We start from the raw sequence: 24,164 nt of genomic DNA, 5'->3' as shown, positions 1-24,164 counted from the left end.
TTTATTGTATAAAGGTCTGGATAGGGTCCTTCATTTATACAATATTTCTAATCATTCTTCTTTTTATTTAATAATCATATGAGTCACAATCTATACTTTTAGCGTGTTATAATGGCATAAGAGGTGTCGAATGATGGAGAATAAAAAGTTAAAAGAAATGATTTTGAATGGAAATATTATGATTCCAACGTTATTATTAGAGACATATAAATCGATGGGGCTGAATGAAAAGAGTTGTATGTTACTGATTCAATTACATTCATTTATTATAAAAGGAATTTGCTTTCCTTCTCTTGAGGATCTATCTCATAAAATGACATTAACTAGGACGGAATGTGCTCAATTATTAAGACAGCTGATTCAACAAGGCTATTTAGCTATTGAACAAAATAATGATCATCACCTTTATTCCGAAAGCTATTCTCTTGATCCATTATGGGAAAAAATGGTATCTGAGTATTGTAAAATAGAAACTGAATCCAATCAACAAGAGGAAGAGAGTTTGTATACGATATTCGAGAATGAATTTGGCCGACCCTTATCTCCGATAGAATGTGAAACCTTAACCTTGTGGTTAGAAGAAGACCGGCATTCGATCCAACTAATCAAAGGGGCTCTACGTGAGGCTGTGATTTCTGGCAAATTGAATTTCCGTTACATTGATCGTATCTTATTTGATTGGAAGAAAAAAGGTATCACAACATTACAACAGGCAAAAGCACATGGTGAAAAGATTCGGTCTCATACGAAAGGATATCCACGGACCGTGAAAGAGAAGGAAAACCAAGTGCAACAGACATTTCCTTTATATAATTGGTTGGAAAAATAATGAGGAGGAGAAAGGGAAGGGCTCATGTTAAGTAAACAAAAAACGATCGAAGCACTGGATGTCATTGGTGAGATGTTTCCAGAGGCACATTGTGAATTACACCATCACAATCCTTTCGAGTTAGCCATCGCCGTGATTTTATCGGCACAATGTACAGATGCACTCGTAAACAAAGTGACGCCTCATCTGTTTCAGAAATACCATCATCCAGAAGACTATTTAGCTGTACCTATCGAAGAGTTACAAAATGATATTCGTTCGATTGGGTTATATCGTAACAAGGCTAAGCATATACGAAAACTATGTCAGCAGTTAATTGAAGATTACGATGGAGAACTTCCTTCAAATCACGCAGAATTATTAAAATTAGCTGGAATTGGACGGAAAACGGCCAATGTTATTGTCTCGGTTGCATTTGGTGAACCAGCTATAGCTGTTGATACACATGTCGAACGTGTATCAAAACGTCTAGGAATTTGTAGATGGAAAGACAGTGTACTAGAAGTGGAAAAAACGTTGATGAGGATCGTTCCTAAAGATAAATGGTCTGAAACCCACCATCGATTGATTTTTTTCGGGCGATATCATTGTAAGGCTCAGAGACCCGAGTGCCCTGAGTGTCCACTCCTACACCTCTGCCGGGAAGGGAAAAAACGTATGAATAAAAATGTAAGAGATGTTAGCGTTGAAAAATAACACCGTTAAAATAAAAATTCCTCGTTCATTTTGTTACCCACCTTTTTACCATGAAGGGGATATGTTACCTATAGACATAAAGACACAAAATAGCTTTCCGTTTTTCTATGATATATTATATCTATGTCATAATGATCAGATAGCGACATGGCCATGGCAAGACACTGGATATGTTAAAGCGAAATTTGATCACTGGAAGGAGATTTCCCCACAGCTAAAAGACGCCTTTCATAATCGAAAAGGGAACAATGTGCAAGCCATCATCATATTGGCCTTAGCCAATTATATTGACCTTCTATTTTGGATAGAGGGTCGACCCGTCCCTACATTAGATCAATCTTTGTATCGTGAAATGATTAGTTTATCTTTAGTACCCGTGAACGCATCGGACCGCGTTCGTTACATTTGTCATAAACCCGTGCATCATGTAAGTTTTATTCAATTAAATGCTTTGTATGATGAATTAATGAAAAAATACATCGCAAAAAAAATAAGAAAGTAAAAACCGCTGAAGATTTTCAGCGGTTTTTGTCATTATTGATTATTATCTTTCTGAACTTTTTCTTGTTTGTTAGGTTCTTTTTTCTTGTCATTTTGATTTTGGGTTTGATTAGCATCTTCATTACCACTCGTTGGTTTATCATTGTTTGCCGATGTGTTGCTGTCGTTTGTATTATTGGTATTTTCATTTGAATTATTATTCGAATTTTGATTGTTTTTCGAGTTATTACCAGTATTCTCGTTGTTGTTATTGTTATTATTGTTATTTTGGTTATTCCCGTTATTTCCATTGTTTCCATTATTATTGGAATTTGTGTTTCCATTATTATCTTGATTATTTTGGTTTTCATTTGGATTGGTTGTTGCATCTTGCGGTATTTTAATGGAAACACTAGCCGGTTTACTTGTGCCATCTTTCGTTTTCGCAGTAACCGTAAACGTATAAGTTTGACCAGGCGTGACATTTTGGACGGTCACTTGTTTATTTGATGTCGATGTGCTTGGTCCGCCGTCTTGCGTAACGATAAATGTTGCATCGTTATCATAATTCCATTGAATTGAAACGACTTTGGATGCTGCATTATATTGGGCATTTAAACCAGTAGGTGAATCGACTATTTTATCTTTATCTTCTTTAGTTTCTTTTCGAACCTCGGCTTGAGTACCTCTTACGGCGAGCTCTCCATTACCAATATCTATAACAGAATTAGGTCGCTTAAAATCTTGAGATCCCTGCATGAATCCACTCATGATATATTTAAATATATATTGATTGTAGTGCTGTTCAGCTCCCATCAAAACATGCCCAGCATTTTTGTCATTAGAGTGACCATATCCAGTCCAAATAGAAGCTGTGTATTTTGTGGTGTAACCAACAAACCAAGAACTGATGGCACCATTTCTTTGCTCATAGCTGCTGAGATTGTATTTATCAACAATCTCTTTTGGTACATTTTGAGTACCTGTTTTGGCGGCTAACGGAACTCCTGGAAGATTTGCAGCCGTTCCTGTACCACTTGTAACCACGTCTTTCAACATATCCGTTATCATATATGCTGTGTAATCATGCATGGCAACATGCTGAACATGATCAAGGTCTTGAATTTGACCATCAGGATATTCGATTTTAATCGCTGCATAGGGTTGATTGTACTTACCATTATTACCAAAGGTAGCATAGGCCCCAGCAAGCTGTAAAGGAGAGGCACCAAATGCCCCAATCCCATATGTTTCATAAATCGTATCGAGTGGGATACCTAATTTTTTAGTAAATTGTTTAATTTTTGCATCTCCAACTTGATCTTTCAAGATTTTTAACGTTTGGACTGCGGGAACATTTCGTGATCTCGCAAGCGCTCGACGCATGGTCATCGGTCCTTCAAATGTACCATTCCAGTTTCCGAATGATTGCCCTCCAGAATAGTGTGCCTCTGCAGCTGTATCATCAACCGTATGATTCGTCGCCCAATTCATATATTCAATAGCAGGACCATAGTCTATGATTGGTTTAGCTGTTGATCCTATGTTATTACTAGCCGATGTAGCATAGTTGAAATTTCCCTTAACATAATTTCTTGCTCCGCCAATGGCTTGGATGGATCCCGTTTTAGTATCTACAATAGAAATGCCTGCTTGGAAATTGTGTTTAACTCCAGGGAAGTTATTTTCATTATCAAGGACTTCTTCTACACGAGATTGAATGGCAGGATCAAGAGATGTGTAAATTTTGAGTCCGCCATTATAAAAATCATTTGCCGAGATGACTTTTTTATCTTCGACTAATTCTTTATAGAGATAGTCCACATAAGCACTATATTTTGTTTTATTTTGTTTAACTTTTGTGTGTCCTTTCGTCATTTCTTTAATTGAAACTTTTTTTGCCTTTTCAGCTTCTTCCTTTGAAATAGCATGATGTTGAACCATCAGATCAAGAACGAGGTCTCGTCGCTGTTTGGCATGCTCAGGTTGTCTTAATGGATCATAATACCCTGGATTCCTCGTCATCGCTGCGAGCATGGCTGCCTGAGGAAGGGTTACATCTTGAATATTTTTACCAAAGTATAGTTTAGAAGCATTTGAAACCCCATAAGTCGCACCAGCCCCTAAATAAATTTTATTAAGATACATTTCTAAAATTTGTTTTTTAGTATACTTTTGTTCTAATTTAATGGCTAGATACGCTTCTTGAATTTTTCTTGTCATTTGTTTTTTCTGGGTTAAAAATGAATTTCGCACCACTTGCTGTGTAATCGTACTAGCACCCTCAGATCCAAATCCTTTTTTAAATTGAGCGACGACTGCGCCACCAATACGATATGGATCAATACCAAAATGTTGGTAAAAACGAGCATCTTCGGTTGATATAAACGCATTTTGCACATTTTTCGGTATTTTATCGATATCTGAATACGTTCTATTATTACCATTAAATACATTGGTTGCCATCTTGCCATTCTTATCGATAATTTGGCTAGAAATTGGATCTTTAAGCATTTTAGGATCTAATGAAGGTGCGTTCTTTATGATTGCAAATACGGTTATCATACTTGCAAGAATGAAAAATAAGAACAGAAGTAAACATATAAGAGCAACTCGTTTAAAAGTTTTTTTTCTATTTTTCTTTGTTGGATTTGATTGTTTTTGTCCATGCTGAGCGTTTTTGTTTTTTTGTTGCTGCATGGCTTTTCGTCTTTCCATTCTCGAATTATATTCGACCATAATTGTAAAATCCTACCTTTCTACAGCGGCTATTCTCATCCACATATATTATTCGAATGTTATCAAATAATTATGGCTAAGTTATAAGTATACTTGCTTGACGATAGAGAGATAATCTAGACGGGGCAAGTACGATTGAGGAACTAAATGGCCTTCACGTTCTATTGTCTCCCTTGGAATCGATTTTCTTCCACCCGTTTGTTGAAGATCCCAATACCGAATAAGAATACCCGCATCAAGTAAATATACATCCTGTTTTTTTGAAAACTTAACAATAATGAAGCAAATGCCCTGCTGCATCATCACCTGTCTCATGTGTTTTATTTGATGATCATGAAAATTTTTGAGCGGCAATAAGTTAACATTATGAGTTTCTTTTGCCTCAAAATCAATATACTTCCCTTGAAAAACACCATTATAATCCGTCGTTGAAGCACGTCTATAATAAGCCTCAGTAATTTTAGCCTGACTACGCTTAGGGTAGTCAACCTTTACAATTTGAACTGGGGTGGGTTTTTTATGTACCACGGCCATTTGTCGTTCAAGATAATATTGATTTGTTAAGTTTAAGTCATCCTCTAAGGACATCCCTCTATTCCCATATTGGATCTTATTTTTATTCATGGGTTTGATCGTTTTTTTACCCGTTTCAAAAGGCTCCTTATAGGGTTTACCATTAGGATAATAAAAGGTCAAGAGGCAAAACTCCTTTTGTTGAATTTACATTTTCAATTATTTAAAGGGATTAGAGTATAAATCTGAAAACACGTGAAAATGAATGAAAAATCCCAACTAATGACTAGATAACAGACCTATTATAACAAAAAAGGGGATCTTTTGTTCTTTTTATTCAATATGGCTTAGAAAAAAGTTAAAAAGTTAGGTAATTTCAAGGATCATCGATTCATTTCCACTTATTTGTCGAATTTCTACTAAATCAAAAGAAAAGACACTTTCTTTGAAGAAGGAACACTTGTTTTGTCAAGAGAGAAGGGAAATGAAGCGGGATGAAGAAATGTGTAATTACAACAAATAGTGAAGGAGTGATCGATATGTCAAAACAAGTAATAGATTCAAGCGAGATGACAAACAATCAAAACAGTGGTAAAACGAAAGAAGATTTTTCCTTTCGACTCGATTTGTTTGAATTAAAATTAGAACAAATGGAACGTAAAGTCGAGAATAAAGCAGAAAGTATGATCAGTCAGGAAGTGCGGAAACAACGCTTGGAGTTAGAGAACATTTTTCTTGCCATGCAACGTATTGATGAACAGATGAAAAATATTGATAATGAGTTAGATCAGTTTGCCCAAAAACATCAAATAGCAACAAAGCAAAACCCAGTTTATCGTTATAACCCTATTAAGGCTAATCGTTTGCAACCAATTCAAACAGGTACGCTTAATTAACTATATCAAAGGGTAATGTTTCCCAATCTGTCGTCCTTTTTGGTATGATATGTCGAGAGGTGAATGACATGGATCCTACCAAGTTACAATTATTAAAATTACTGACTGAAAAATTACGTCTAAAAAATAAGGCCTTGCATGATATATTTATTGAACGGACAGCCCACTCCGATGTGGAAATCGACTTCTTTGGTATGGTTAAACCATTCGCTGATGAATTAAAAGAGATCCTTGAGGAATTTGAACCTCTTGTCATGACATGGATCCGTGAATGCCATCCTAAATATGTCTATCCACTTCAAGTAGAAAATCTAGTAGAAAATTTATCCATTGTTTCGGTAACAGCTTTTCAAAAAGATACACGAAGGAAACGATTTCTCAATACCATTCATGCTATTGATTACGCCTTAAATACGATACTTGAGCAGTTAATGGGACAAGAGCAAAAACCGGATTAAGATGTAGATGAAATATGGAATACCAAGTAATAGAATCATTCCAAACATGAGACTCGTGATCTTTTCTAATAAAGCTTCAGCAGTAAGATGTTGAAGATTACGAATAGAGCGGCTCAATTTTCGAAAGAGTTGGTCGGAATAAGAGATGGTTTTTTGTGCGTTTTTTTCTATCATCATGAAGGACTCCTCCTTGGTTTTAATAGTACATCTTATGCTTGTCCTATTAACCTTATACCAAAAAGAAAAAAATTTAATAGATTACGATGAGATCAGTGAAAGAGTGTTATTAAGATTCATTAACGAGGTTGACTAGATTATTTTCGTGGCTAACAGGTATATAATGACCATATAACAAACTTCCATCTATTTTCAAAGACGAGATAGATGGAAGTTTGATTAATTATTGAGAGAGATAAGATGTTACTTCATCTGTTGTAAGTCCATTTAAGGAATGGAACCCTTCTTCCAAAGCAATCATTTTTTGATTAATAAATGGGTAGACACTTTGAAATCCACTGTTTAACCGAAAAAAACTATTTTGTTTTAGCGAAGACAAAAAGAGAAGATAATCTCCTTCTGCAAGTGGACCGGTATAACGTTTATTAATAGGATCCCGAGGAGGAGGAAGAGGGTTCACGCCGGTCGTTATTAATGAAAGGTTGGAGCTCGTATTCCCTTTAAACACATGTTTGATGTTTACTATTTGTTCATAATTAACTAACCGGCCACGTCCAACTTGGCGATTTGTCCGGACTTGATGTTTCACGTTTCGGATAGTACCAAGAACGATAACATCTGAGGTATTGATTAATTGTCTGACACTTCGGTACGAGTGCTCACTATCTACGAGAGGCTCATGCCAATGAAGTATCACAGAAAGGATGAAGCCCGCCGTTAATGCTATTTTTGAAAAGATCATCCGTTACGTTGTTTGGCTTGTAAGTATTCAGCTTGTTTTAAAAAAACGAGTTCATCTTCGATAAGACCACAAGTTGCACACTGGACTTTTCTCTCCGGACCACGGTAAGGGATATGGAAGGGCTCAAGTTGACCCGATGAGTACTCTTGAACGACCTCTCCGGAATTGGGATCCAGTTTCACGGCATGAGCGACTTGATCAATAAGATTAAATCTCGTTTTATTTGTCCGGCAGTTCGGACATGTATAAGGATGAGACACTAACAACACACCTCCTCAAATTCTATCTTTCCACCTTTAGCACAAGTTATACAAATAAGTTTTTATCTAAAGTAGACACTTTTTATTGGTTTTAACTTTCTTCCAAAAGAATCTATTGAAATATGGAGAAACTTGGTGTATCTTATAAAAGAATTAAATACAATATTTGTCCACTAGGGGAGCGTTTTTGCTGAGAAAAGCGTATGGCTTTGACCCTTAGACCTGATCTGGTTAATACCAGCGTAGGAAAGTGGTTTTCTCATGGCTTTCATTCATATTTTTTCAAAGAGAAAATCAACCACTTCCTATCGTTTGGAGTGGTTTTTTAATTGGTTACCAATTATAAGATGACTGATCATGAACAGGATAAGGTTCAAACAACCCGAAGTGTCATAATATTACATAGGGAGGAAGTCGTTTCATGAGTAAACGTCTTAAATTAACAGATATTTTAGTTACCATTGTAATTGCCATCGTCTTTGGGCTAATCTACAAAATTTCAGGTCCGCTATATGACATTGTAAAAATACTGGGATTCCAGGCCGAACAATTAACATATGGTATTTACTTTATTGCTGCTCCAGTCGCTATGTTAATTATTCGTAAACCTGGCGTTGCTCTATTAGCTGAAGTTGCAGCTGCTATGATGGAAGTTTTATTCGCTGGAAGCGGTGGGATCATTAATTTTTATTATGGAATCATTCAAGGGGCCTTTTCCGAAATTATATTCTTAATCTTTGCTTACAAGAAATTTAATCTTCCTGTTACGATACTATCTGGTTTAGCTGCTGCTGTAGGCTCTTATATTTTAGATTATTATTATGGCTATCTTGTTGATTTAGCAGGGTGGAATATTTTGTTAAATGTTGTATTTCGTTTCCTAGGAACAATGGTTATTTCAGGATTTATTGCCTATTTCCTTGTTAAAGCACTTGAGAAAACGGGGGTCACAAATCTTGTGAGACCAGCCTCTAAGGATGACTATGATGTCCTTAACAAATAGTGAACCATTTGGTGTGACAGATCTTAGACTTGTGTTTCCGAAAGAGAAGGACTTATTTTTTAAAGACCTAACATTCCAATATCATCAAGGAGAGAAAATCTTATTTTTAGGTCCTTCAGGGTGCGGGAAATCGACTCTTTTGCAAGTCTTATCTGGGTTGATTCCCAATAGTATTGAAATACCGATTAAAACAAGAGAAAGCCGCATCCCAAAAAGATGCGGCATTATCTTTCAAGATCCAGAAACACAATTTTGTATGCCCTATGCAGATGAAGAAATAGCTTTCGTCCTCGAAAATCAACAAGTCGCTCAAGATGATATGGAAGACATGATTGATCAGTATCTAACGGCTGTGGGGCTTAAATTACATCATCGACACCAACTCATTTCAACGCTATCTGGAGGAATGAAACAGCGGCTAGCTGTAGCGTCTGTCTTAGCCTTAAAACCGGATATCTTATTTCTTGATGAACCGACAGCTTTGCTTGATCCTAAAGGAACAGAAGACCTGTGGAAAACGGTACAAACCGTCTCAAAAGATAAAACGCTTATCATTGTCGAACATAAAATCGATCATGTCATAGACTATGTAGACCGAATCGTCTTATTTAACTTCAATGGACAGATAATAGCTGATGGTCCAAAAGAAATGATTTTTAATCAATATAGAAGTGAATTACGTCAATATGGCATCTGGTACCCTGGAATATGGGAAGAGACTTTTCCAGACGGGGAGATCTTAAAGTTGCCCCAAGAATTTTTAACCGAGCCATGTTTAATATTAAAAGATTTTAAAGCTTACCGGGGCAAACAGGTTAAATTTGAAGTATCCCAATTCCAAATCAATAAAGGAGAATGGGTCGCTATCGTTGGCGAAAATGGAGCCGGGAAAAGCACGTTTATTGAAGGAATAATGGATTTAATCAAAACAAAGGGAGATCGGGTCTGGAAGGTTAAAAATGAGAAAAATGATGTGAGTTTTGTCTTCCAAAATCCCGAATACCAATTTGTTACAGATAGTGTAGAAGAGGAGATGGCTTTCGGACTCGTCATAAGGGGAGTCAAAGAGGAGGAGATTCAATTAAAAGTGAATGAAGCCCTTCGGTTATTTAATTTGGATCATGTTCGTCATTTACATCCATTTCAACTGTCCATTGGTCAAAAGAGACGGTTAAGCGTTGCTTCCTCGATCATTCATAAACCAAGTATCATTCTATTAGATGAGCCTACCTTTGGGCAAGATGCAAGAAATACATTTTCCCTGCTCAGACAGTTTGAAAGGATGAGAGAAGAAGGGACAACATTGATTATGGTTACTCACGAAGAAGAAATTGTTCATCGTTTTGCAACTCGTGAAATCATGATTCATAACGGCCAAATTAAATCGGATGAAAGAACGAAGCGAGTGGTGCAATTGGAAGGGGTCAATACATGAACAGTTACTTGAACCCAAATCAAAAATGGTTAGCAAGAGTCAATCCAACCTTGAAATTTTTGACGATAGCCGCTATTTTTATGATATATCTCTTCGTTCATAACTTTAATGTGATGTTAGTTTCCTCATTTGCTTTTTTTATTTTTTACTTATTCTGTAACGGTTTTTCCAGAAAACTCTCGTTTTGGCTCGTAACCATGACGTTTATCTTATCGGTTTTTAGTGCGTCAGCCATGGTGTTCTTTGGAAAGGGAACACACATGCTTTTTGAATGGCACTTCATGACTATATCCATTGAAAGTATGACAAGGGGTTTACATTTAGGGCTACGGACATTCGTCTACGGTATGTTAGGACTGATCTTTGCTTCAACAACTGAGCCCGTCCCATTTTTTTACTCATGTATGCAGCAGCTCAGAATCCCGCCTAAATATGCTTATTCTTTCCTAGCCGCTTTTCGATTAATTCCCATCATGATAGAAGAATATCGAATTATTCGAGCAGCCATGAAAGTAAGAGGAATGTCGGAAGAAAAGGGACTACTTGCATTTTACAGGCGTGTGAAAAGGTATGCTATTATCTTGTTAGCCCAAGCGATCCGTCGTGCTCAGCGAATTGCTGTGGCCATGGAAGCGAAGCAATTTTCAATGGTTAAAAAGAGGACATACTATTATAAAATTGGATTTAGTCGATATGATCTTATATTCACGACTCTTATTCTTTTTATTATCATTGGTGCATGGATTTTCTCATCCTATGTTCCGTTAACCCCGTATAACAACGTATTAGAAAGATCTTATTAAAATTTTTTTCTTATGCACAAAAGAAAAGGACTCTCATTTTAGTCAGTGAGAGTCCTTTTAATAGGCTGTTATTTATGAGAAATATCAGGTTTATGAACGCTTTGCTGCTTGAAGCTCTCGATTACGTAAATCCACCCGTCTGATTTTACCACTATCTGTTTTTGGCAACTCCTCAACAAATTCAATCGCGCGTGGATATTTATACGGAGCGGTATTTTCTTTTACCGTCGTTTGAAGTTCTTTAATAAGTTCCTCAGAACCTGAATAACCGTCTTTAAGAACAATGAAGGCTTTAACAATATTACCGCGAATTTCATCTGGACTTGCAACCGCAGCACATTCTTTAACGGCTTTATGTTTCATCAAAGCATCTTCCACTTCAAAAGGTCCTATGGTATAGCCAGAGCTAATGATGATATCATCACGACGACCTTGGAACCAAAAATAGTTATCTTCGTCTCTTGTTGCACGGTCGCCAGTTAAGAAGTAATTGCCTCTAATGGCTGCATCCAGACGTTTAGGTTCCTTATAATAAGTTTTGAACTGAGCAGGGAAATCACGTCTTAAAGCAATATTTCCTTCGACTCCTGGTGGAACCGGATGGCCTTCTTCATCAACAATGGTGATAAATTCGCTTAGAAGGGGTTTTCCCATTGATCCAGGACGAATTTCCATGCCTTTAAGCGTACCTATAAGCAGAGTACTTTCTGTTTGACCATAACCATCACGTACCTGAATACCAAAGGCGTTTTGGAAAACAGTGATGACTTCGCGATTTAATGGTTCACCTGCAGAGACGGCACTATGCAACTGTGATAGGTCAAAATCACTTAAATGGTCCACTTTAGCCATTAGTCGATATTCTGTCGGGGTACAGCACAATACATTGATCTGATGTTTTTCTAATAAGGCTAATTGTTTTTCTGGTTTGAATCGACCATGATAAACAAACCCTGTAGCCCCTTTTCCTAAAACAGATAAGAAAGGACTCCATACCCATTTTTGCCAACCTGGACCTGCAGTTGCCCATACGGTGTCATTTTCTGAAATATTAAGCCAGCGAGTCGGAGCAATCCGTAAATGTGCGTAAGCCCAACCATGACTATGTACGACACCTTTAGGGTTACCTGTCGTACCAGATGTGTAGGTTAAGAACGCCACGTCATCTTGTTTTGTCGCAACCGTTTGAAAAGTTTCAGATTCAGGATTCGTAATCGATTCTAGTGTTTCCCAACCTTCAACTTTACCACCTATCGAAAATTTGAATTTTAAAGTTGGTGTTGGATCTGTTATTCGATCAATTTGCGGGCAAAAGTCTTTAAAAGATATGACGGCTTTTGCTTCACCTTGATGAATACGATAATGAATATCTTTAGTTCTGAGCATTTCAGATCCAGGTATAAGGACCATTCCTGCTTTAAGGCAACCAAGATAGACGACATAAGCTTCAATCAGCCTTGGGACCATAACTAAAACTTTATCACCTTTTGTAAGACCTAGGCGCGTTAGTCCATTAGCCAATTGATTGGCTCTTGATATCAGCTCATTGTAAGTTACTTTCTTTTGTTCTCCCGTGTCATCTTCCCAAATAATCGCTGTTTTATCTGAAGCAAAGGCTTCTATTTCACTTGTTAAGTTATACTGATCAGGTGCTATAAGATCGCGAAGTTCCATATTCTGTCTCCTTATAAAAAGATTATGATGTTCACAGAATCACAACTGTGCCTATAGTAAATATATTTCTATAGTTATATTATATTACTTAATATTATGACCTGCTACTAAAAATTTATATTCTTTTTTCATTTTAACATAAATCAGAAAAATGGACTACTCACAACTTGGAGAGACTGGATAAGTTTTGAAAAACGGTGAAAAAATAAAAAGGCCTTATGAATCGTTAAAATAATGTAAAGATAAGGCCCCTTATTCAATCTATTTATCTGTCGAGTTGATGACTTCCGTCAAAGCTTCAGAAAAGGCATTTGCTGATCGATCGAGTTCATCAAGTGTATTTTGAACACCACCAACTTCAATGAGTATGGCGTTTTTCGAAAGATCCTGATTATAAACACCGTTTCCTTCCAATTTACTTTTCCCGATAATACCACGACTCAATCCTGGGTATTTTTTATCGAGTTCTTTATGAATCTGTTTGGCAAAGTATAGATTAGCTGAGTAATTTGGATTTGCTTCTCCAATGATAATCGCAATTCGAGCATATGTTTGATTTTTAATTGTTGTCGTTGTTAATTTGCGTCCTGAAGAATCTCGATGAATGTCAATCAAATAGTTCAGGTCTTTATCTTTTTTCATTGCACCCTGTACAATACTTCGTGAAAATTGGTAAGCTTGGTTATAATTCCAGCCGTTTTGTTTTAATAGTTTATTTTTATCTGTCGTGTCGTGAATCGAACCAATGCCTTTTTTAGCAAGAGAATCTTGGATGTCTTTACCGATTCGTAGAACATCTTTTGACGGATCATTGCTAACAGCATCATTTGGATTTGACTTTTTATTTAATGCCGGTAAATAGGACTCCCAGCTGTGTGTGTGGTATAAGAACACGACTTTTTTCCTTATCGGGTTTGATGGATTATTTTGTTGATTGTCTTGGTTATGACTATTTTCATTTTTATCATTATTTTCGTTATCCGTATCCGGTAGACTATTCTTTGGTGGCGGTGGAGATTCTTCAGGTAGATTTGTGTAATTCACCCCTTTACCAGCTACAAAGATTTTAGCATTATAAGAGGAAAATCCAGGTATCTCTGAGCCCATAAGACTACGAATATCATTAAATTTTATATTTGTTATGCTTTGAAGTAATAAATTATAAACATTAACGGGTTCGTCGTCTTTAGATACAACTTGTTTGAAATTTGCATTTTCATTTCCAAACGTCTCAAAGAAAAGCGTTTTTGAATGAATCGTCATATTGTTTAAATAAGAGTCCACAACCCCTATATGTGTGTGATTTAGAACCAGAATAAGAATAAAACCATAGATGGTTAGAAACAAAATAATACATTTGTATAAAAGCTGGGTAAAGAAAGGTTGCTGATCTTTGTTGGATCGTGAATTCATGTGGTTTGTCCTCCTATCTGATCCTTGTCTCTATAAACCTATGAATGATGCTTATGGAATATGATAGAAAATAGATTTTTTTAATAGAAAAAGGGAGGAGGTCGATCCTATAAACAAGACATGAAAAGAAGAAGGTGAGAGTCAAAGCTTTTAGATTAAGGGTTGTATACCCTATAAAACTTGACGATATCCTAAACTATGAAGAGTAAAACTTTATTGGCGAACGAAAACGATCAATTAACCCAAAATCTAATAGAGTGTGAGTGAAAAGTGCAAAAAAACCATGACTATCGGGTTCACACATAGTCATGGTTTTAGAATTAATACATGCTATTAACTTTTTCTTGTAATTCAGCATCTTCCAAATACTCGTCATAGGAGCATTCTTTATCAATCAACCCTTGAGGTGTGATTTCCATGATCCTAGTTGCCATCGATTGGACAAATTGATGGTCATGTGATGCAAAAAGAAGGACACCTTTATAGTTGATTAGCCCTTCGTTCAGAGCTGTAATGGATTCGAGATCTAAGTGGTTCGTTGGTTCATCAAGCATTAATACGTTAGCACCAGATAACATCATTTTTGAGAGCATGCAGCGAACTTTTTCACCACCAGAAAGGACTTTCGCTTTTTTGAGTGCTTCTTCGCCGGAGAATAGCATACGACCTAGGAATCCTCTTAAGAAGCTTTCACTTTGATCATCAGGCGAATACTGTCTTAGCCAATCGACTAATGTTAGATCACTATTTTCAAAGTAAGCGTTGTTGTCTTTTGGGAAGTAAGACTGCTTTGTCGTGACGCCCCATTTAAATGAGCCGCTGTCTGGTTCAAGTTCTCCCGCTAAGATTTTAAATAGAGTCGTAATGGCAAGTTCATTAGGACCTACAAAGGCAACTTTATCTTCACGGCCAAGAGTGAAATGAAGATTATCAAGAACTTTAACACCGTCAATTGTTTTCGTTAAACCTTCAACGAAGAGGACATCATTTCCTATCTCTCGTTCGGGTTTGAAATGGATAAAAGGGTACCGTCGTGAAGAAGGCTGAATATCATCGAGAGTAATTTTATCAAGTAACTTCTTACGTGAAGTGGCTTGTTTGGATTTTGATGCGTTTGCACTGAACCGAGCAACAAAGGCTTGAAGTTCTTTGATTTTTTCTTCTTTTTTCTTATTTGATTCCTGCATCATTTTTTGTGCCAATTTACTTGATTCATACCAGAAATCATAGTTACCAACATAAATTTGAATTTTACCAAAATCCAGATCAGCAATATGTGTACAGATTTTATTTAAGAAATAACGGTCGTGAGAGACAACGATAACCGTGTTTTCAAAGTTAATTAAAAACTCTTCTAACCATTGAATCGCACGACTATCTAAATGGTTCGTCGGTTCATCTAATAGAAGAATATCTGGTTTACCAAATAGAGCTTGTGCTAAGAGGACTTTTACTTTTTCAGAACCAGTTAATTCATTCATTTTTTTAGAATGAAGGTCTTCAGAAATACCTAAACCATTTAATAGAACGGCAGCTTCTGATTCTGCTTCCCATCCGTTCAATTCACCAAATTCTCCTTCAAGTTCCGCGGCTCTCATACCGTCTTCATCTGAAAAATCAGGCTTCATGTAAATGGCGTTCTTTTCTTGCATGACTTCATATAATCTTGTATGGCCCATAATAACAACATCAAGAACAACCTGTTCTTCATATTGGAAGTGGTCTTGTTTTAAGAAAGCGAGTCTCTCGCCTGGAGTCATGTGAACATCGCCTGTTTGAGGTTCAATTTCTCCTGATAATATTTTTAAAAACGTTGATTTTCCAGCACCGTTGGCCCCTATGAGGCCGTAACAGTTGCCTGGATTAAATTTAATGGTGATCTCTTCAAAGAGCTTATGATCGCCATAACGCAACCCAACATTATTTACTGTAATCAATATGCAGTTCCTCCAAAAAAGTGATTTCCGTTTATTATACCATGTTTAGATAGCAAATAGGAATGCAAGAAAAAGGAAACGAGAATCTGATAGTAAAAGAGGATGTTTAATTTTCTATTAGTGATGAGTTTTTTGCAAAGTTATTATCTTAGACTAAAAGTATTAAGGTGTAGAAAGATTTTTAGACTATGGAACCTACCTACAGTTTCTTCATTTTTCAAGAATAAGCGTCAAAATATATGGGTCTATAGTCGTAGGTAAATCTATTTAATCACGTTTAAAATTGTTTCATTCATGGCTTGTTAGAGAATAGTATAAAGAACATACTTGAAAGAATCATGTCTTATTTATATAAAGGGGTAGAATACGTTGAAGAAAATAACCATTTACCACTATGACGCATTTAGTCATATACCAAATAGAGGTAATCCAGCAGGTATTGTGATTACAACAGCTAATCTTAGTGAGACTGAAATGCAAAATATCGCAACATACGTTAGATACAACGAGACAGCATTCTTCCTTCCTTCAAAAGTTGCTGATTTTAAAATAAGGTATTTTACACCAGGTCATGAGGTTGACCTTTGTGGGCATGCCACCATTGCAATGGTTTATGCGCTTTATTCAAAAAAAATTATTGATCATAAAAAGGAAGTCTTAATCGAAACGAAAGCGGGAGTGTTGCCTATTAAAATACAACGAAATCGTATTGGTCAGCTTCAAGTAACCATGCATCAACGACCGCCTGAATTTAAACCATTTCGAGGATCCATTAAATCTTTAGCAAGGTCACTCGATATAACAAATGATGATATTGATTCATCTTTACCCATTGTTTATGGGAGCACGGGTACATGGACACTCTTAGTCCCTATTAAACGACTTGAAGTATTTAAAAGAATGAATCCTAAAAATACGCATTTTCCTTTCATACTTCAAGACATGCCAAAGGTATCGATTCATCCATTTTGTTTGGAAACGTATAGTCATGATTGTAACATGCACGCTAGACACTTCTCGTCACCGTACTCGGGAACCAAAGAAGATCCCGTAACAGGGACAGCTTCTGGCGTTATGGGAGCCTATTATTTAACTTATATCCATCCTGAAAAAAGTAAAAAATTAGTCATTGAACAAGGCCAAGAAATGGGTAAGCGGGGAGAGGTGGTCGTCCAAATTCAGTATGAAGATGAAAAACCTATTGTTACCATCACAGGAACAGCCGTCTACGTAAATAAAGTGGAGATCGATCAAGAAGAGATCGATCAAGGTCTAATTCAAGGAAAGATCCAAAAGCAAAACTAAACTTCTCAGACTTATAGTGCGTGTTCAAAAAGGTGACAAATTAGAAGCAAGAAGGAGAATAGCGGCGCTGTTCCTTAGGACCGTCATTCCGCAGGATGTGGTAGCTTCAGGCGCCAGCCACAGGACGTGAGCGATTTTAGCCAGCGATCCTCTTGTATCCGATACATGAGGACCGGAATAAACGAGCGGGCCCCGAGATTCGCAGCTTATCATTTGGTGACTTTTTGAACAACCTCTTATATGAAAAGTAGTATCTAACAGTTATAAAATATGGGGTTGCCCGAATGACTGCACCTTCCATTTCAGTCACTTATTTCGTATTTACTTGATTGGGTCTAATAAAAAACAACGTTACAATAATGGCTAAAAGGGCTAATAAAGCACTTAACCAAAACATTAATCTTATAGGGTACGTCATTAAAAAGGCGAAAAGAGGGGGGCCAAAGGCTACTCCAATAAAACGCATACTACTATATAAGCAAGTGAAGGTTCCCCGGTTCTCTTCTTCGATGCCTTCAGTAATAAAAGCATCAAGACTCGGAAGCGTTAAACCGATGCCAATACCAGCAATAAAAAGGGACCCAATAAAAAAATAAAGGGAAGGGTTAAAGCTCAATACAATCATCATCGCCATTAATATGACCATCCCGCCAAAGGTTAACCATTTCATTAACGCCTTATTTTCACCAATTTTTTTACCTGTAATAAAAGAACAAAGAGATAGGGAAAAGAGAGGGATAGCAAGTACAAACCCTTTTTTAATACCATTAATATGATTTTTCTCTTCAAGTAAATCAGAGAGGTAAAATAAGGTTCCAAATAAAATGAGCATGATGATACCACCAATCAAAAAAACACTACTGATCCATTTCCATTTCTGTTTAAATATCTTTTTAATATTAGATAAGAATTTTTTTACTGTAACAACCTCTTTCTTTTCGCCTTTTGGTGGCTTGACAAAAAAAGCAACAAGTAATAAGGACCCGAAACTCAAAACAGGGATCGCAAGAAGAGGGATGTACCAGATGAAACTGGCTAAAAAGGCCCCCAATATTGGGCTAAGAACTTTCCCAAATGTATTCGATGTTTCAAGAACACCTAATCCGCTACTGACGTCATCTTGATTTTTGAACATGTCGCCAACTGTAGGAATTGCGACAGGGAAGGCACCGGATGCCCCAATGCCTTGTAGGAATCGTCCGAGTAAAATCAACCAATATGAATGTGGGATGAACCAGGCACAGAGACCAGAGATTAATCCACCAATGCCTGAAATGAATAGACTCGGAATAATTATTTTTTTTCGACCAATGCGATCAGAAAGATAACCCGCTACAGGAATAAAAATGATGGCTACGACGGAATAGACCGTAATAATGAGGCTAGACTGAAATTTTGAAATTTCAAGTTCTCTTTGTGCCATTGGTAAAACAGGAATCAACATAGAATTACCTAAGGTCATGACAAGTGGAATAGAAGCCAATGATGCAAGGTCTAATTTCTTCTTATCTTCCAACTGAGCTCCTCCTTGATTAGTTTGTACTAATGTCGTTAGAATGTCCCTCAAAAAATATTTTATTCCTGATAAGTGAAGAGTTACCATGATTTGGTTCATTATACAAATTTAAAGACATTTTTCACCATAAAATTGAATCAACTGATTTTTTACGACAAAAATCAGATATGAATGGCGAATTTATTTACTTAGCGAGTTGGGAATAAAACAAACAGAAGATAGGGGTTATTATGCAGCAATTACGACAAAACAAACGAAGAAGAAGGTTAAAGAAAAAGTATGCTGTTTTACTCGTCATTTTAATTTTTTTCTTAATCTTTTTTGGTTATGGTTATGCTCAATATCATGATGGAAAAAAAACTTCCGAACCAAAAAGAGAGGAAAACATTAAATTTAATGGTGAAAAAGACAAGCATGGGAATGTAAATGTCCTCTTACTCGGCATCGATAAAAGAAAAGGAGAAACCAAGTCTCGAACGGATTCTATGATGATAGCTCAATATAATCCTGATAATGGAAAAGTCAAGATGGTCTCGTTAATGCGAGATATGTACGTTCCAATACCTGGGTACTCTGAATATAAATTAAATACGGCCTATTACTTAGGCGGTCCTGAATTATTAAGAAAAACGCTTAAGCAAGAATTTAATATCAATATCCAATATTACGTCATGGTTGATTTTAAGGGATTTGAAAAAATCATTGATACACTTGAACCAAATGGTATTAAGATTAACGTAGAAAAAGATATGAGTAAAAATATTGGCGTGACTTTACATGAGGGCGAGCAAAAACTGAATGGTAAGGAATTACTTGGATATGCCCGGTTTAGACACGATGCTGAAGGCGATTTCGGACGTGTTAGACGTCAACAACAAGTCCTACAAACGGTGGCGGATGAGCTTATTAGTACAAATGGCGTACTTAAAGCACCTAAACTGATTGGCACCATCGAACCCTATATCCAAACAAATATAGGAAACATGGATCGCATGGGATTAGCCAAAGACTTCTTATTCAAACACCCAGCAAAAATTGAACGCTTAACGTTGCCTGTAGCTAATTCATACGAAAATGTTAGAACTGTAGAAAGTGGACTGGTTCTCCAAATTGACCAGCAAAAAAACCAACAGGCATTGCATGATTTTTTAAATGATTAGCCAATGATGCGATGTTTAAACTGGTTACCTTATACGAATGAATCATGATAATTAAACCTATTCATTGATATAGGCTAAAGTAAAAAACGATTGTTCATATGAACAATCGTTTTTTCTTGGATCAATATCCGCTCATAGTATTAGATGATTTATTCCGTCAACCAACCAATAGCTCTTTTTCTATTGATTCATTTTTCTCTTTAATCTGGTGATAAGACATTCGAACATAAGGTGACACTGTTGTACATACATATCAATAACTTCTTTTTTTAGTTTTGCATCCTTATGAAATGAGGATATCGTGATATAGCCCATCATTTTTAGTTACTCAAATAAAAAAGGACTTACGTAATATTAGAATTAGCGTTATAATTTTTTATTAAGACCATTCATTTAGAAATGAAAGACTAATTATGGCAGAAAAAGAGAAGAGTAAGGAGAATTACGAGAGATGAAAAGTGTGAAGGAACTTATTCGAATTGAAGATATCTTAGTGGCTCATAATACATTAAAAGATGTGGTCATAAAAACACCATTACAAAGAGAACCCATTTTATCTGACAAGTATGAATGTGATGTTTACTTAAAAAGAGAAGACTTACAAGTTGTTCGATCCTTTAAAATCCGTGGTGCGTACAATTGTATCCAAAGCTTATCAGAAGAAGATTATAAAAATGGCGTTGTTTGTGCAAGTGCTGGCAATCATGCGCAAGGGGTCGCTTATACATGCAACAAATTAGGCATCAAAGCGGCTATTTTCATGCCTAGTACAACACCAAAACAAAAAGTGAATCAAGTCCGCTTTTTTGGTGGATCTGCTGTTGAAGTTATTTTAGTTGGCGATACATTTGATAGTTCCTATCATGAAGCTGTCTATTATTGTCAGCAACATCAAATGACGTTTATTCACCCATTTGATAATCCTGGTGTCATTGCGGGACAAGGGACAATTGGGGTTGAGGTGTTAAATGATATTGATCAACCGATCGACTATGCCTTTATGTCCATCGGTGGAGGTGGATTAATCTCAGGCACGGGAACCTATATGAAAGGGATTAGCCCAACGACTCAAATAATAGGGGTAGAACCAGAAGGGGCTGCCTGTATGCATGAATCTATGAAACAAGGAAAAGTCATAACATTACCAAAAATAGATAAGTTCGTCGATGGTGCGGCCGTTAAACAACCTGGCCAATTAACGTATGAGATATGTCAAGATATACTGGATGATATTGTTGTTGTCCCCGAAGGAAAAGTATGTTCAGCTATACTCGATTTATATTCAAAAAATGCGATTGTCGCAGAACCTGCAGGTGCTCTTCCTATTGCTGCTCTTGACTCTTATAAAGAGGAAATTAAAGGAAAAACGGTTGTCTGCGTGATAAGTGGCGGTAACAATGATATTGATAGAATGCAAGAAATCAAGGAACTTTCACTCGTATATGAAGGACTAAAACATTATTTCATCGTTAATTTTCCCCAACGTCCACGGGCATTAAAAGAGTTTTTAGATAATGTTCTAGGACCGAATGATGATATTGCCCGGTTTGAATACATCAAGAAGACAAATAAACAAACAGGACCTGCCTTAGTAGGCTTAGAACTAGCGAACAAAGAAGATTACACCGATTTAATTCAACGGATGAATGAACATGGTATAAAATATCAGGAAATAACGAATGATCCTACGTTATTTAATTTACTAGTTTAAAATTAAACCAGAAGAGATTTACTAATGAAAGTTTTTCATTTGGTAAATCTCTTAATATTTCTACTAACTTTTCAGCATTATGGAATTCAAGATTTGAAGCTTAACCGAATTAAAATCAGAGCGGCTGAATTTAATAAGAAAAGTCGTGCCATTCCAGAAAGATTAGGGTTTACCAATTTAGGCAGGCTGAATGGCTATATGACCACTTTGTTGATCACGTTATTTATGGGATGCTCGCTCAAGATTGGAAAAAACACAAGTAAAATAGTGAATGTGATCGCTCTCTTTAGAATATGGATATAGAAGGATATTTTCTATAGAGAGGATTACATCCATCATGCAAAAAATTGAATCAGAAATAAATCGGCTTATTAACATTTTTCAAAAAGACCAATTACCGGATGGTTCATGGGACTATCCTTTTGAAACGGGCATCGTCACTGACTGTTATATGATCATCTTACTTAGACTCTTAGATAAAGAGGATGAAACTCTTATTCACTCTCTCGCAAATCGAATTATTAAAAAACAACGACCAAATGGCTCTTGGTCACTTTTTCATGATGAGGGAGATGGTAATTTATCGGCTACCATTGAAGCCTATTACGCTTTATTATTCTCTGGTTTGATGCTAGAACAAAATCCAAAGATGCAGCTTGCCAAGACATTTATTATTTCCCAAGGCGGGTTACATCAAGCTAATACATTCACAAAAATTATGCTAGCTATTTCAGGACAATATAAATGGCCCGAAAACATCCAAATCCCCATTGAATTTATTTTGCTCCCAAACTCTTTCCTTGTTAATCTATTTGATGTCTCAGTATTTTGCAGAGCCAATTTTGTCCCTATACTGATGCTGGCTGATTATAAATATACGATAAATCGGTCTGACACACCTGACTTATCTGATTTGATGGAAAAGAGAGAAAGTAAGCTCGATTTCTCAGATGATCTTAATTACCGATCAATTGTTAACCTTATTCAAGAAGGCATTGAATCTTTAATGTCTCTTCCTAAAGAAGCCCACGAGGCGGCTTTAAGTAAAGCCGAGCAATATATGATGGGTCGAATTGAACCTGATGGGACTCTGTTGAGCTATTTTAGCGCGACATTTCTGATGGTTTTTGCCATGCTGGCCCGCGGTTATAAGAAAGAACATCCCATCATCACACATGCAATACAAGGGTTGAAATCTATGGTCTGTACGATTGATGGAGATAACCATGTACAATATACGACAGCGAATGTATGGAATACAACCTTAATTAGTTATGCCTTGCAAGAAGCAGGAATAGGCTATCAAGAGTCAGTGGTTCAAAAAGCCAATCACTATATTCTTAGTTGGCAGCATACAAAACTTGGAGATTGGGCAATTCACAATTCTCGCGCTTTACCAGGAGGCTGGGGTTTTTCTCATATTAATACAATGAACCCAGATGTAGATGATACATCAGCTGCGCTTAGAGCTTTTCGATCGGCTGCACAAAATAATCATACATATCTACAATCGTGGAAACTAGGCATTCAATGGATCATAAGTATGCAGAATCGAGATGGTGGTTGGCCAGCCTTTGAAAGAAATGTAAATAAACATTTTCTCACTTGGTTGCCCATTGAAGAAGCAGAAGATATCCTAATTGATCCTTCATCAGCAGATCTAACCGGTCGTACCCTGCATTTTTTGGGAGAGTCTACAACATTAAAGAAAGATCATCCAATCATGAAACAAGGAATCAACTGGCTATTAGATCATCAAGAAAATGCGGGTTACTGGCCAGGACGATGGGGGATATATTACTTATATGGAACATGGGCAGCCATAACCGGAATGGTATCTGCCGGTGTGAATATAAAACACCCAGCCATTCAAAAAGCATTAAGATGGATCCTCACGATTCAGAATAAAGATGGTGGTTGGGGAGAGTCCTGCCGAAGCGATATAAAGAAACAATATATTCCATTAACAACAAGTACGCGAACACATACAGCGTGGGCATTAGATGCACTTATTGCTGCATCAAAACGCGTCACACCAGAAATAAGAAAAGGAATAGACTTTCTAACCTCAAACAATGAACAAGAGGATTGGGTCCATCATTATCCGAATGGGAAGGGAATGGCAGGAGCTTTTTACATTCACTACCATAGCTATGACTTAATTTGGCCACTTCTTACGTTAAGTCATTATCAAAAAAAGTTTGGATGAATCAGTAATTAATAGCCATCATAAAGACTACTACAATAAGACCATTTTAGAAGCGGATTCAATTCTAGCTTCTTTTTTATTGCAACTTTTATCCCGCATTAATGGCGAGTAAAAACACCAATTCAAGGTAATGAGTAAACGAGCATTTCTAAGTGGGGGATAACTGTCCGTAAAAGTCCAATTGGTTTAGGCTGACAATTAGTTGGGG

Annotated in this window: 21 protein-coding genes, 1 pseudogene and 1 riboswitch; of the genes and pseudogenes, 13 read left to right on the top strand and 9 right to left on the bottom strand. The window is 36.6% G+C overall.

Going from position 1 to position 24,164, the window contains the following annotated elements; genetic code table 11:
* Nucleotides 1-130 precede the first annotated feature (130 nt).
* From FG390_RS02890 to FG390_RS02880, 3 genes are read left to right on the top strand one after another with little or no spacing between them, the layout of a single operon-like run.
* A complete protein-coding gene (locus FG390_RS02890; protein ID WP_309147166.1) occupies nt 131-829 on the top strand; it encodes a DnaD domain protein in 699 nt (232 codons plus the stop codon).
* A 24-nt stretch (nt 830-853) separates the two neighbouring features.
* Complete coding sequence (gene nth / locus FG390_RS02885) at nt 854-1,525, top strand: endonuclease III (protein WP_141189490.1); 672 nt, start codon at nt 854-856, stop codon at nt 1,523-1,525.
* Nucleotides 1,515-2,027: a YpoC family protein gene (locus FG390_RS02880; protein ID WP_141189489.1), complete on the top strand. Its 513-nt coding sequence runs from the start codon at nt 1,515-1,517 to the stop codon at nt 2,025-2,027. The genes nth and FG390_RS02880 overlap by 11 nt, the downstream gene beginning before the upstream one ends.
* Nucleotides 2,028-2,059: 32 nt before the next feature.
* Here FG390_RS02880 and FG390_RS02875 read toward each other — a convergent pair whose 3' ends face one another.
* Entirely contained in the window at nt 2,060-4,744 is a 2,685-nt protein-coding gene (locus FG390_RS02875; protein ID WP_141189488.1) for a penicillin-binding protein 1A, read from the bottom strand.
* A gap of 81 nt (nt 4,745-4,825) precedes the next feature.
* The gene (recU, locus tag FG390_RS02870) at nt 4,826-5,440 is read right to left on the bottom strand and encodes a Holliday junction resolvase RecU (protein ID WP_141189487.1); all 615 of its coding nucleotides are present in this window, start codon (nt 5,438-5,440) and stop codon (nt 4,826-4,828) included.
* A gap of 356 nt (nt 5,441-5,796) precedes the next feature.
* Between recU and FG390_RS02865 the strand changes: the two genes are divergently transcribed.
* A complete protein-coding gene (locus FG390_RS02865; RefSeq protein ID WP_141189486.1) occupies nt 5,797-6,153 on the top strand; it encodes a hypothetical protein in 357 nt (118 codons plus the stop codon).
* A gap of 68 nt (nt 6,154-6,221) precedes the next feature.
* Complete coding sequence (locus tag FG390_RS02860) at nt 6,222-6,611, top strand: YppE family protein (protein ID WP_181406334.1); 390 nt, start codon at nt 6,222-6,224, stop codon at nt 6,609-6,611.
* On the opposite strand, the gene FG390_RS02855 is transcribed toward FG390_RS02860, so the two are convergent.
* The 3 genes from FG390_RS02855 to FG390_RS02845 form a co-directional block, all read right to left on the bottom strand.
* The gene (locus FG390_RS02855; protein ID WP_141189484.1) at nt 6,582-6,788 is read right to left on the bottom strand and encodes a hypothetical protein; all 207 of its coding nucleotides are present in this window, start codon (nt 6,786-6,788) and stop codon (nt 6,582-6,584) included. The two genes, FG390_RS02860 and FG390_RS02855, sit on opposite strands and share 30 nt — an antisense overlap.
* A 223-nt stretch (nt 6,789-7,011) precedes the next feature.
* On the bottom strand, nt 7,012-7,377 hold the full coding sequence (locus tag FG390_RS02850; protein ID WP_141189483.1) for a hypothetical protein: 366 nt from the start codon (nt 7,375-7,377) through the stop codon (nt 7,012-7,014).
* Nucleotides 7,378-7,526: 149 nt separating this feature from the next.
* Nucleotides 7,527-7,790: a DNA alkylation repair protein gene (locus FG390_RS02845; RefSeq protein WP_141189482.1), complete on the bottom strand. Its 264-nt coding sequence runs from the start codon at nt 7,788-7,790 to the stop codon at nt 7,527-7,529.
* A 165-nt stretch (nt 7,791-7,955) separates the two neighbouring features.
* Nucleotides 7,956-8,056: riboswitch (TPP riboswitch) on the top strand.
* Nucleotides 8,057-8,211: 155 nt separating this feature from the next.
* On the opposite strand from FG390_RS02845, the gene FG390_RS02840 reads away from it, so the two are divergent.
* Genes FG390_RS02840 through FG390_RS02830 form a run of 3 tightly spaced genes read left to right on the top strand, consistent with a single transcriptional unit; the run spans nt 8,212 to nt 11,031 of the window.
* Nucleotides 8,212-8,793 (top strand): ECF transporter S component, encoded by a 582-nt coding sequence (locus FG390_RS02840; RefSeq protein WP_141189481.1) that lies wholly within the window; start codon nt 8,212-8,214, stop codon nt 8,791-8,793.
* Complete coding sequence (locus FG390_RS02835; protein ID WP_258311542.1) at nt 8,774-10,228, top strand: ABC transporter ATP-binding protein; 1,455 nt, start codon at nt 8,774-8,776, stop codon at nt 10,226-10,228. Before FG390_RS02840 ends, FG390_RS02835 begins: the two co-directional genes overlap by 20 nt.
* Complete coding sequence (locus FG390_RS02830; RefSeq protein WP_141189480.1) at nt 10,225-11,031, top strand: energy-coupling factor transporter transmembrane component T family protein; 807 nt, start codon at nt 10,225-10,227, stop codon at nt 11,029-11,031. The genes FG390_RS02835 and FG390_RS02830 overlap by 4 nt, the downstream gene beginning before the upstream one ends.
* A 90-nt stretch (nt 11,032-11,121) precedes the next feature.
* On the opposite strand, the gene mbcS is transcribed toward FG390_RS02830, so the two are convergent.
* The 3 genes from mbcS to FG390_RS02815 form a co-directional block, all read right to left on the bottom strand.
* Nucleotides 11,122-12,705: an acyl-CoA synthetase MbcS gene (gene mbcS, locus FG390_RS02825; RefSeq protein WP_141189479.1), complete on the bottom strand. Its 1,584-nt coding sequence runs from the start codon at nt 12,703-12,705 to the stop codon at nt 11,122-11,124.
* A gap of 261 nt (nt 12,706-12,966) precedes the next feature.
* Nucleotides 12,967-14,118 (bottom strand): stage II sporulation protein P, encoded by a 1,152-nt coding sequence (gene spoIIP / locus FG390_RS02820; RefSeq protein ID WP_141189478.1) that lies wholly within the window; start codon nt 14,116-14,118, stop codon nt 12,967-12,969.
* A gap of 320 nt (nt 14,119-14,438) precedes the next feature.
* Entirely contained in the window at nt 14,439-16,055 is a 1,617-nt protein-coding gene (locus FG390_RS02815; RefSeq protein WP_141189477.1) for an ABC-F family ATP-binding cassette domain-containing protein, read from the bottom strand.
* A gap of 369 nt (nt 16,056-16,424) precedes the next feature.
* On the opposite strand from FG390_RS02815, the gene FG390_RS02810 reads away from it, so the two are divergent.
* A complete protein-coding gene (locus FG390_RS02810; RefSeq protein ID WP_141189476.1) occupies nt 16,425-17,360 on the top strand; it encodes a PhzF family phenazine biosynthesis isomerase in 936 nt (311 codons plus the stop codon).
* A gap of 310 nt (nt 17,361-17,670) precedes the next feature.
* Here the strand turns inward: FG390_RS02810 and FG390_RS02805 are convergent, their stop codons facing one another.
* A complete protein-coding gene (locus FG390_RS02805) occupies nt 17,671-18,876 on the bottom strand; it encodes an MFS transporter (RefSeq protein ID WP_141189475.1) in 1,206 nt (401 codons plus the stop codon).
* A 230-nt stretch (nt 18,877-19,106) separates the two neighbouring features.
* Here FG390_RS02805 and FG390_RS02800 point away from each other — a divergent pair, with 230 nt between their 5' ends.
* From FG390_RS02800 to FG390_RS02785, 4 genes and pseudogenes are all read left to right on the top strand, one after another.
* Nucleotides 19,107-20,036 (top strand): LCP family protein, encoded by a 930-nt coding sequence (locus tag FG390_RS02800; protein ID WP_141189474.1) that lies wholly within the window; start codon nt 19,107-19,109, stop codon nt 20,034-20,036.
* 451 nt (nt 20,037-20,487) lie between these two features.
* Nucleotides 20,488-21,747 (top strand): threonine ammonia-lyase IlvA, encoded by a 1,260-nt coding sequence (gene ilvA, locus FG390_RS02795; RefSeq protein ID WP_141189473.1) that lies wholly within the window; start codon nt 20,488-20,490, stop codon nt 21,745-21,747.
* Between the two features lie 84 nt (nt 21,748-21,831).
* Nucleotides 21,832-22,010, top strand: a pseudogene (locus FG390_RS02790) (GNAT family N-acetyltransferase); the annotation flags it as partial.
* Nucleotides 22,011-22,084: 74 nt separating this feature from the next.
* Nucleotides 22,085-23,956, top strand: coding sequence for a terpene cyclase/mutase family protein (locus FG390_RS02785; protein WP_141189472.1), 1,872 nt, complete (start codon nt 22,085-22,087; stop codon nt 23,954-23,956).
* Nucleotides 23,957-24,164 lie beyond the last annotated feature (208 nt).

The organism is Terrilactibacillus laevilacticus (assembly GCF_006517395.1).
Classification (GTDB): domain Bacteria; phylum Bacillota; class Bacilli; order Bacillales; family Sporolactobacillaceae; genus Terrilactibacillus; species Terrilactibacillus laevilacticus.
Note: the sequence above shows the minus strand (reverse complement) of the source record. Positions and strands in the feature narration are given on the sequence as shown.

Coding starts and splice junctions, on each gene's coding strand:
- mbcS (WP_141189479.1), bottom strand. CDS start 12,705: ATGGAACTTCGCGATCTTATAGCACCTGATCAGTATAACTTAACAAGT.
- FG390_RS02865 (WP_141189486.1), top strand. CDS start 5,797: ATGTCAAAACAAGTAATAGATTCAAGCGAGATGACAAACAATCAAAAC.
- FG390_RS02830 (WP_141189480.1), top strand. CDS start 10,225: ATGAACAGTTACTTGAACCCAAATCAAAAATGGTTAGCAAGAGTCAAT.
- spoIIP (WP_141189478.1), bottom strand. CDS start 14,118: ATGAATTCACGATCCAACAAAGATCAGCAACCTTTCTTTACCCAGCTT.
- FG390_RS02840 (WP_141189481.1), top strand. CDS start 8,212: ATGAGTAAACGTCTTAAATTAACAGATATTTTAGTTACCATTGTAATT.
- FG390_RS02800 (WP_141189474.1), top strand. CDS start 19,107: ATGCAGCAATTACGACAAAACAAACGAAGAAGAAGGTTAAAGAAAAAG.
- FG390_RS02785 (WP_141189472.1), top strand. CDS start 22,085: ATGCAAAAAATTGAATCAGAAATAAATCGGCTTATTAACATTTTTCAA.
- FG390_RS02855 (WP_141189484.1), bottom strand. CDS start 6,788: ATGATGATAGAAAAAAACGCACAAAAAACCATCTCTTATTCCGACCAA.
- FG390_RS02875 (WP_141189488.1), bottom strand. CDS start 4,744: ATGGTCGAATATAATTCGAGAATGGAAAGACGAAAAGCCATGCAGCAA.
- nth (WP_141189490.1), top strand. CDS start 854: ATGTTAAGTAAACAAAAAACGATCGAAGCACTGGATGTCATTGGTGAG.
- FG390_RS02835 (WP_258311542.1), top strand. CDS start 8,774: ATGATGTCCTTAACAAATAGTGAACCATTTGGTGTGACAGATCTTAGA.
- FG390_RS02890 (WP_309147166.1), top strand. CDS start 131: ATGATGGAGAATAAAAAGTTAAAAGAAATGATTTTGAATGGAAATATT.
- ilvA (WP_141189473.1), top strand. CDS start 20,488: ATGAAAAGTGTGAAGGAACTTATTCGAATTGAAGATATCTTAGTGGCT.
- FG390_RS02860 (WP_181406334.1), top strand. CDS start 6,222: ATGGATCCTACCAAGTTACAATTATTAAAATTACTGACTGAAAAATTA.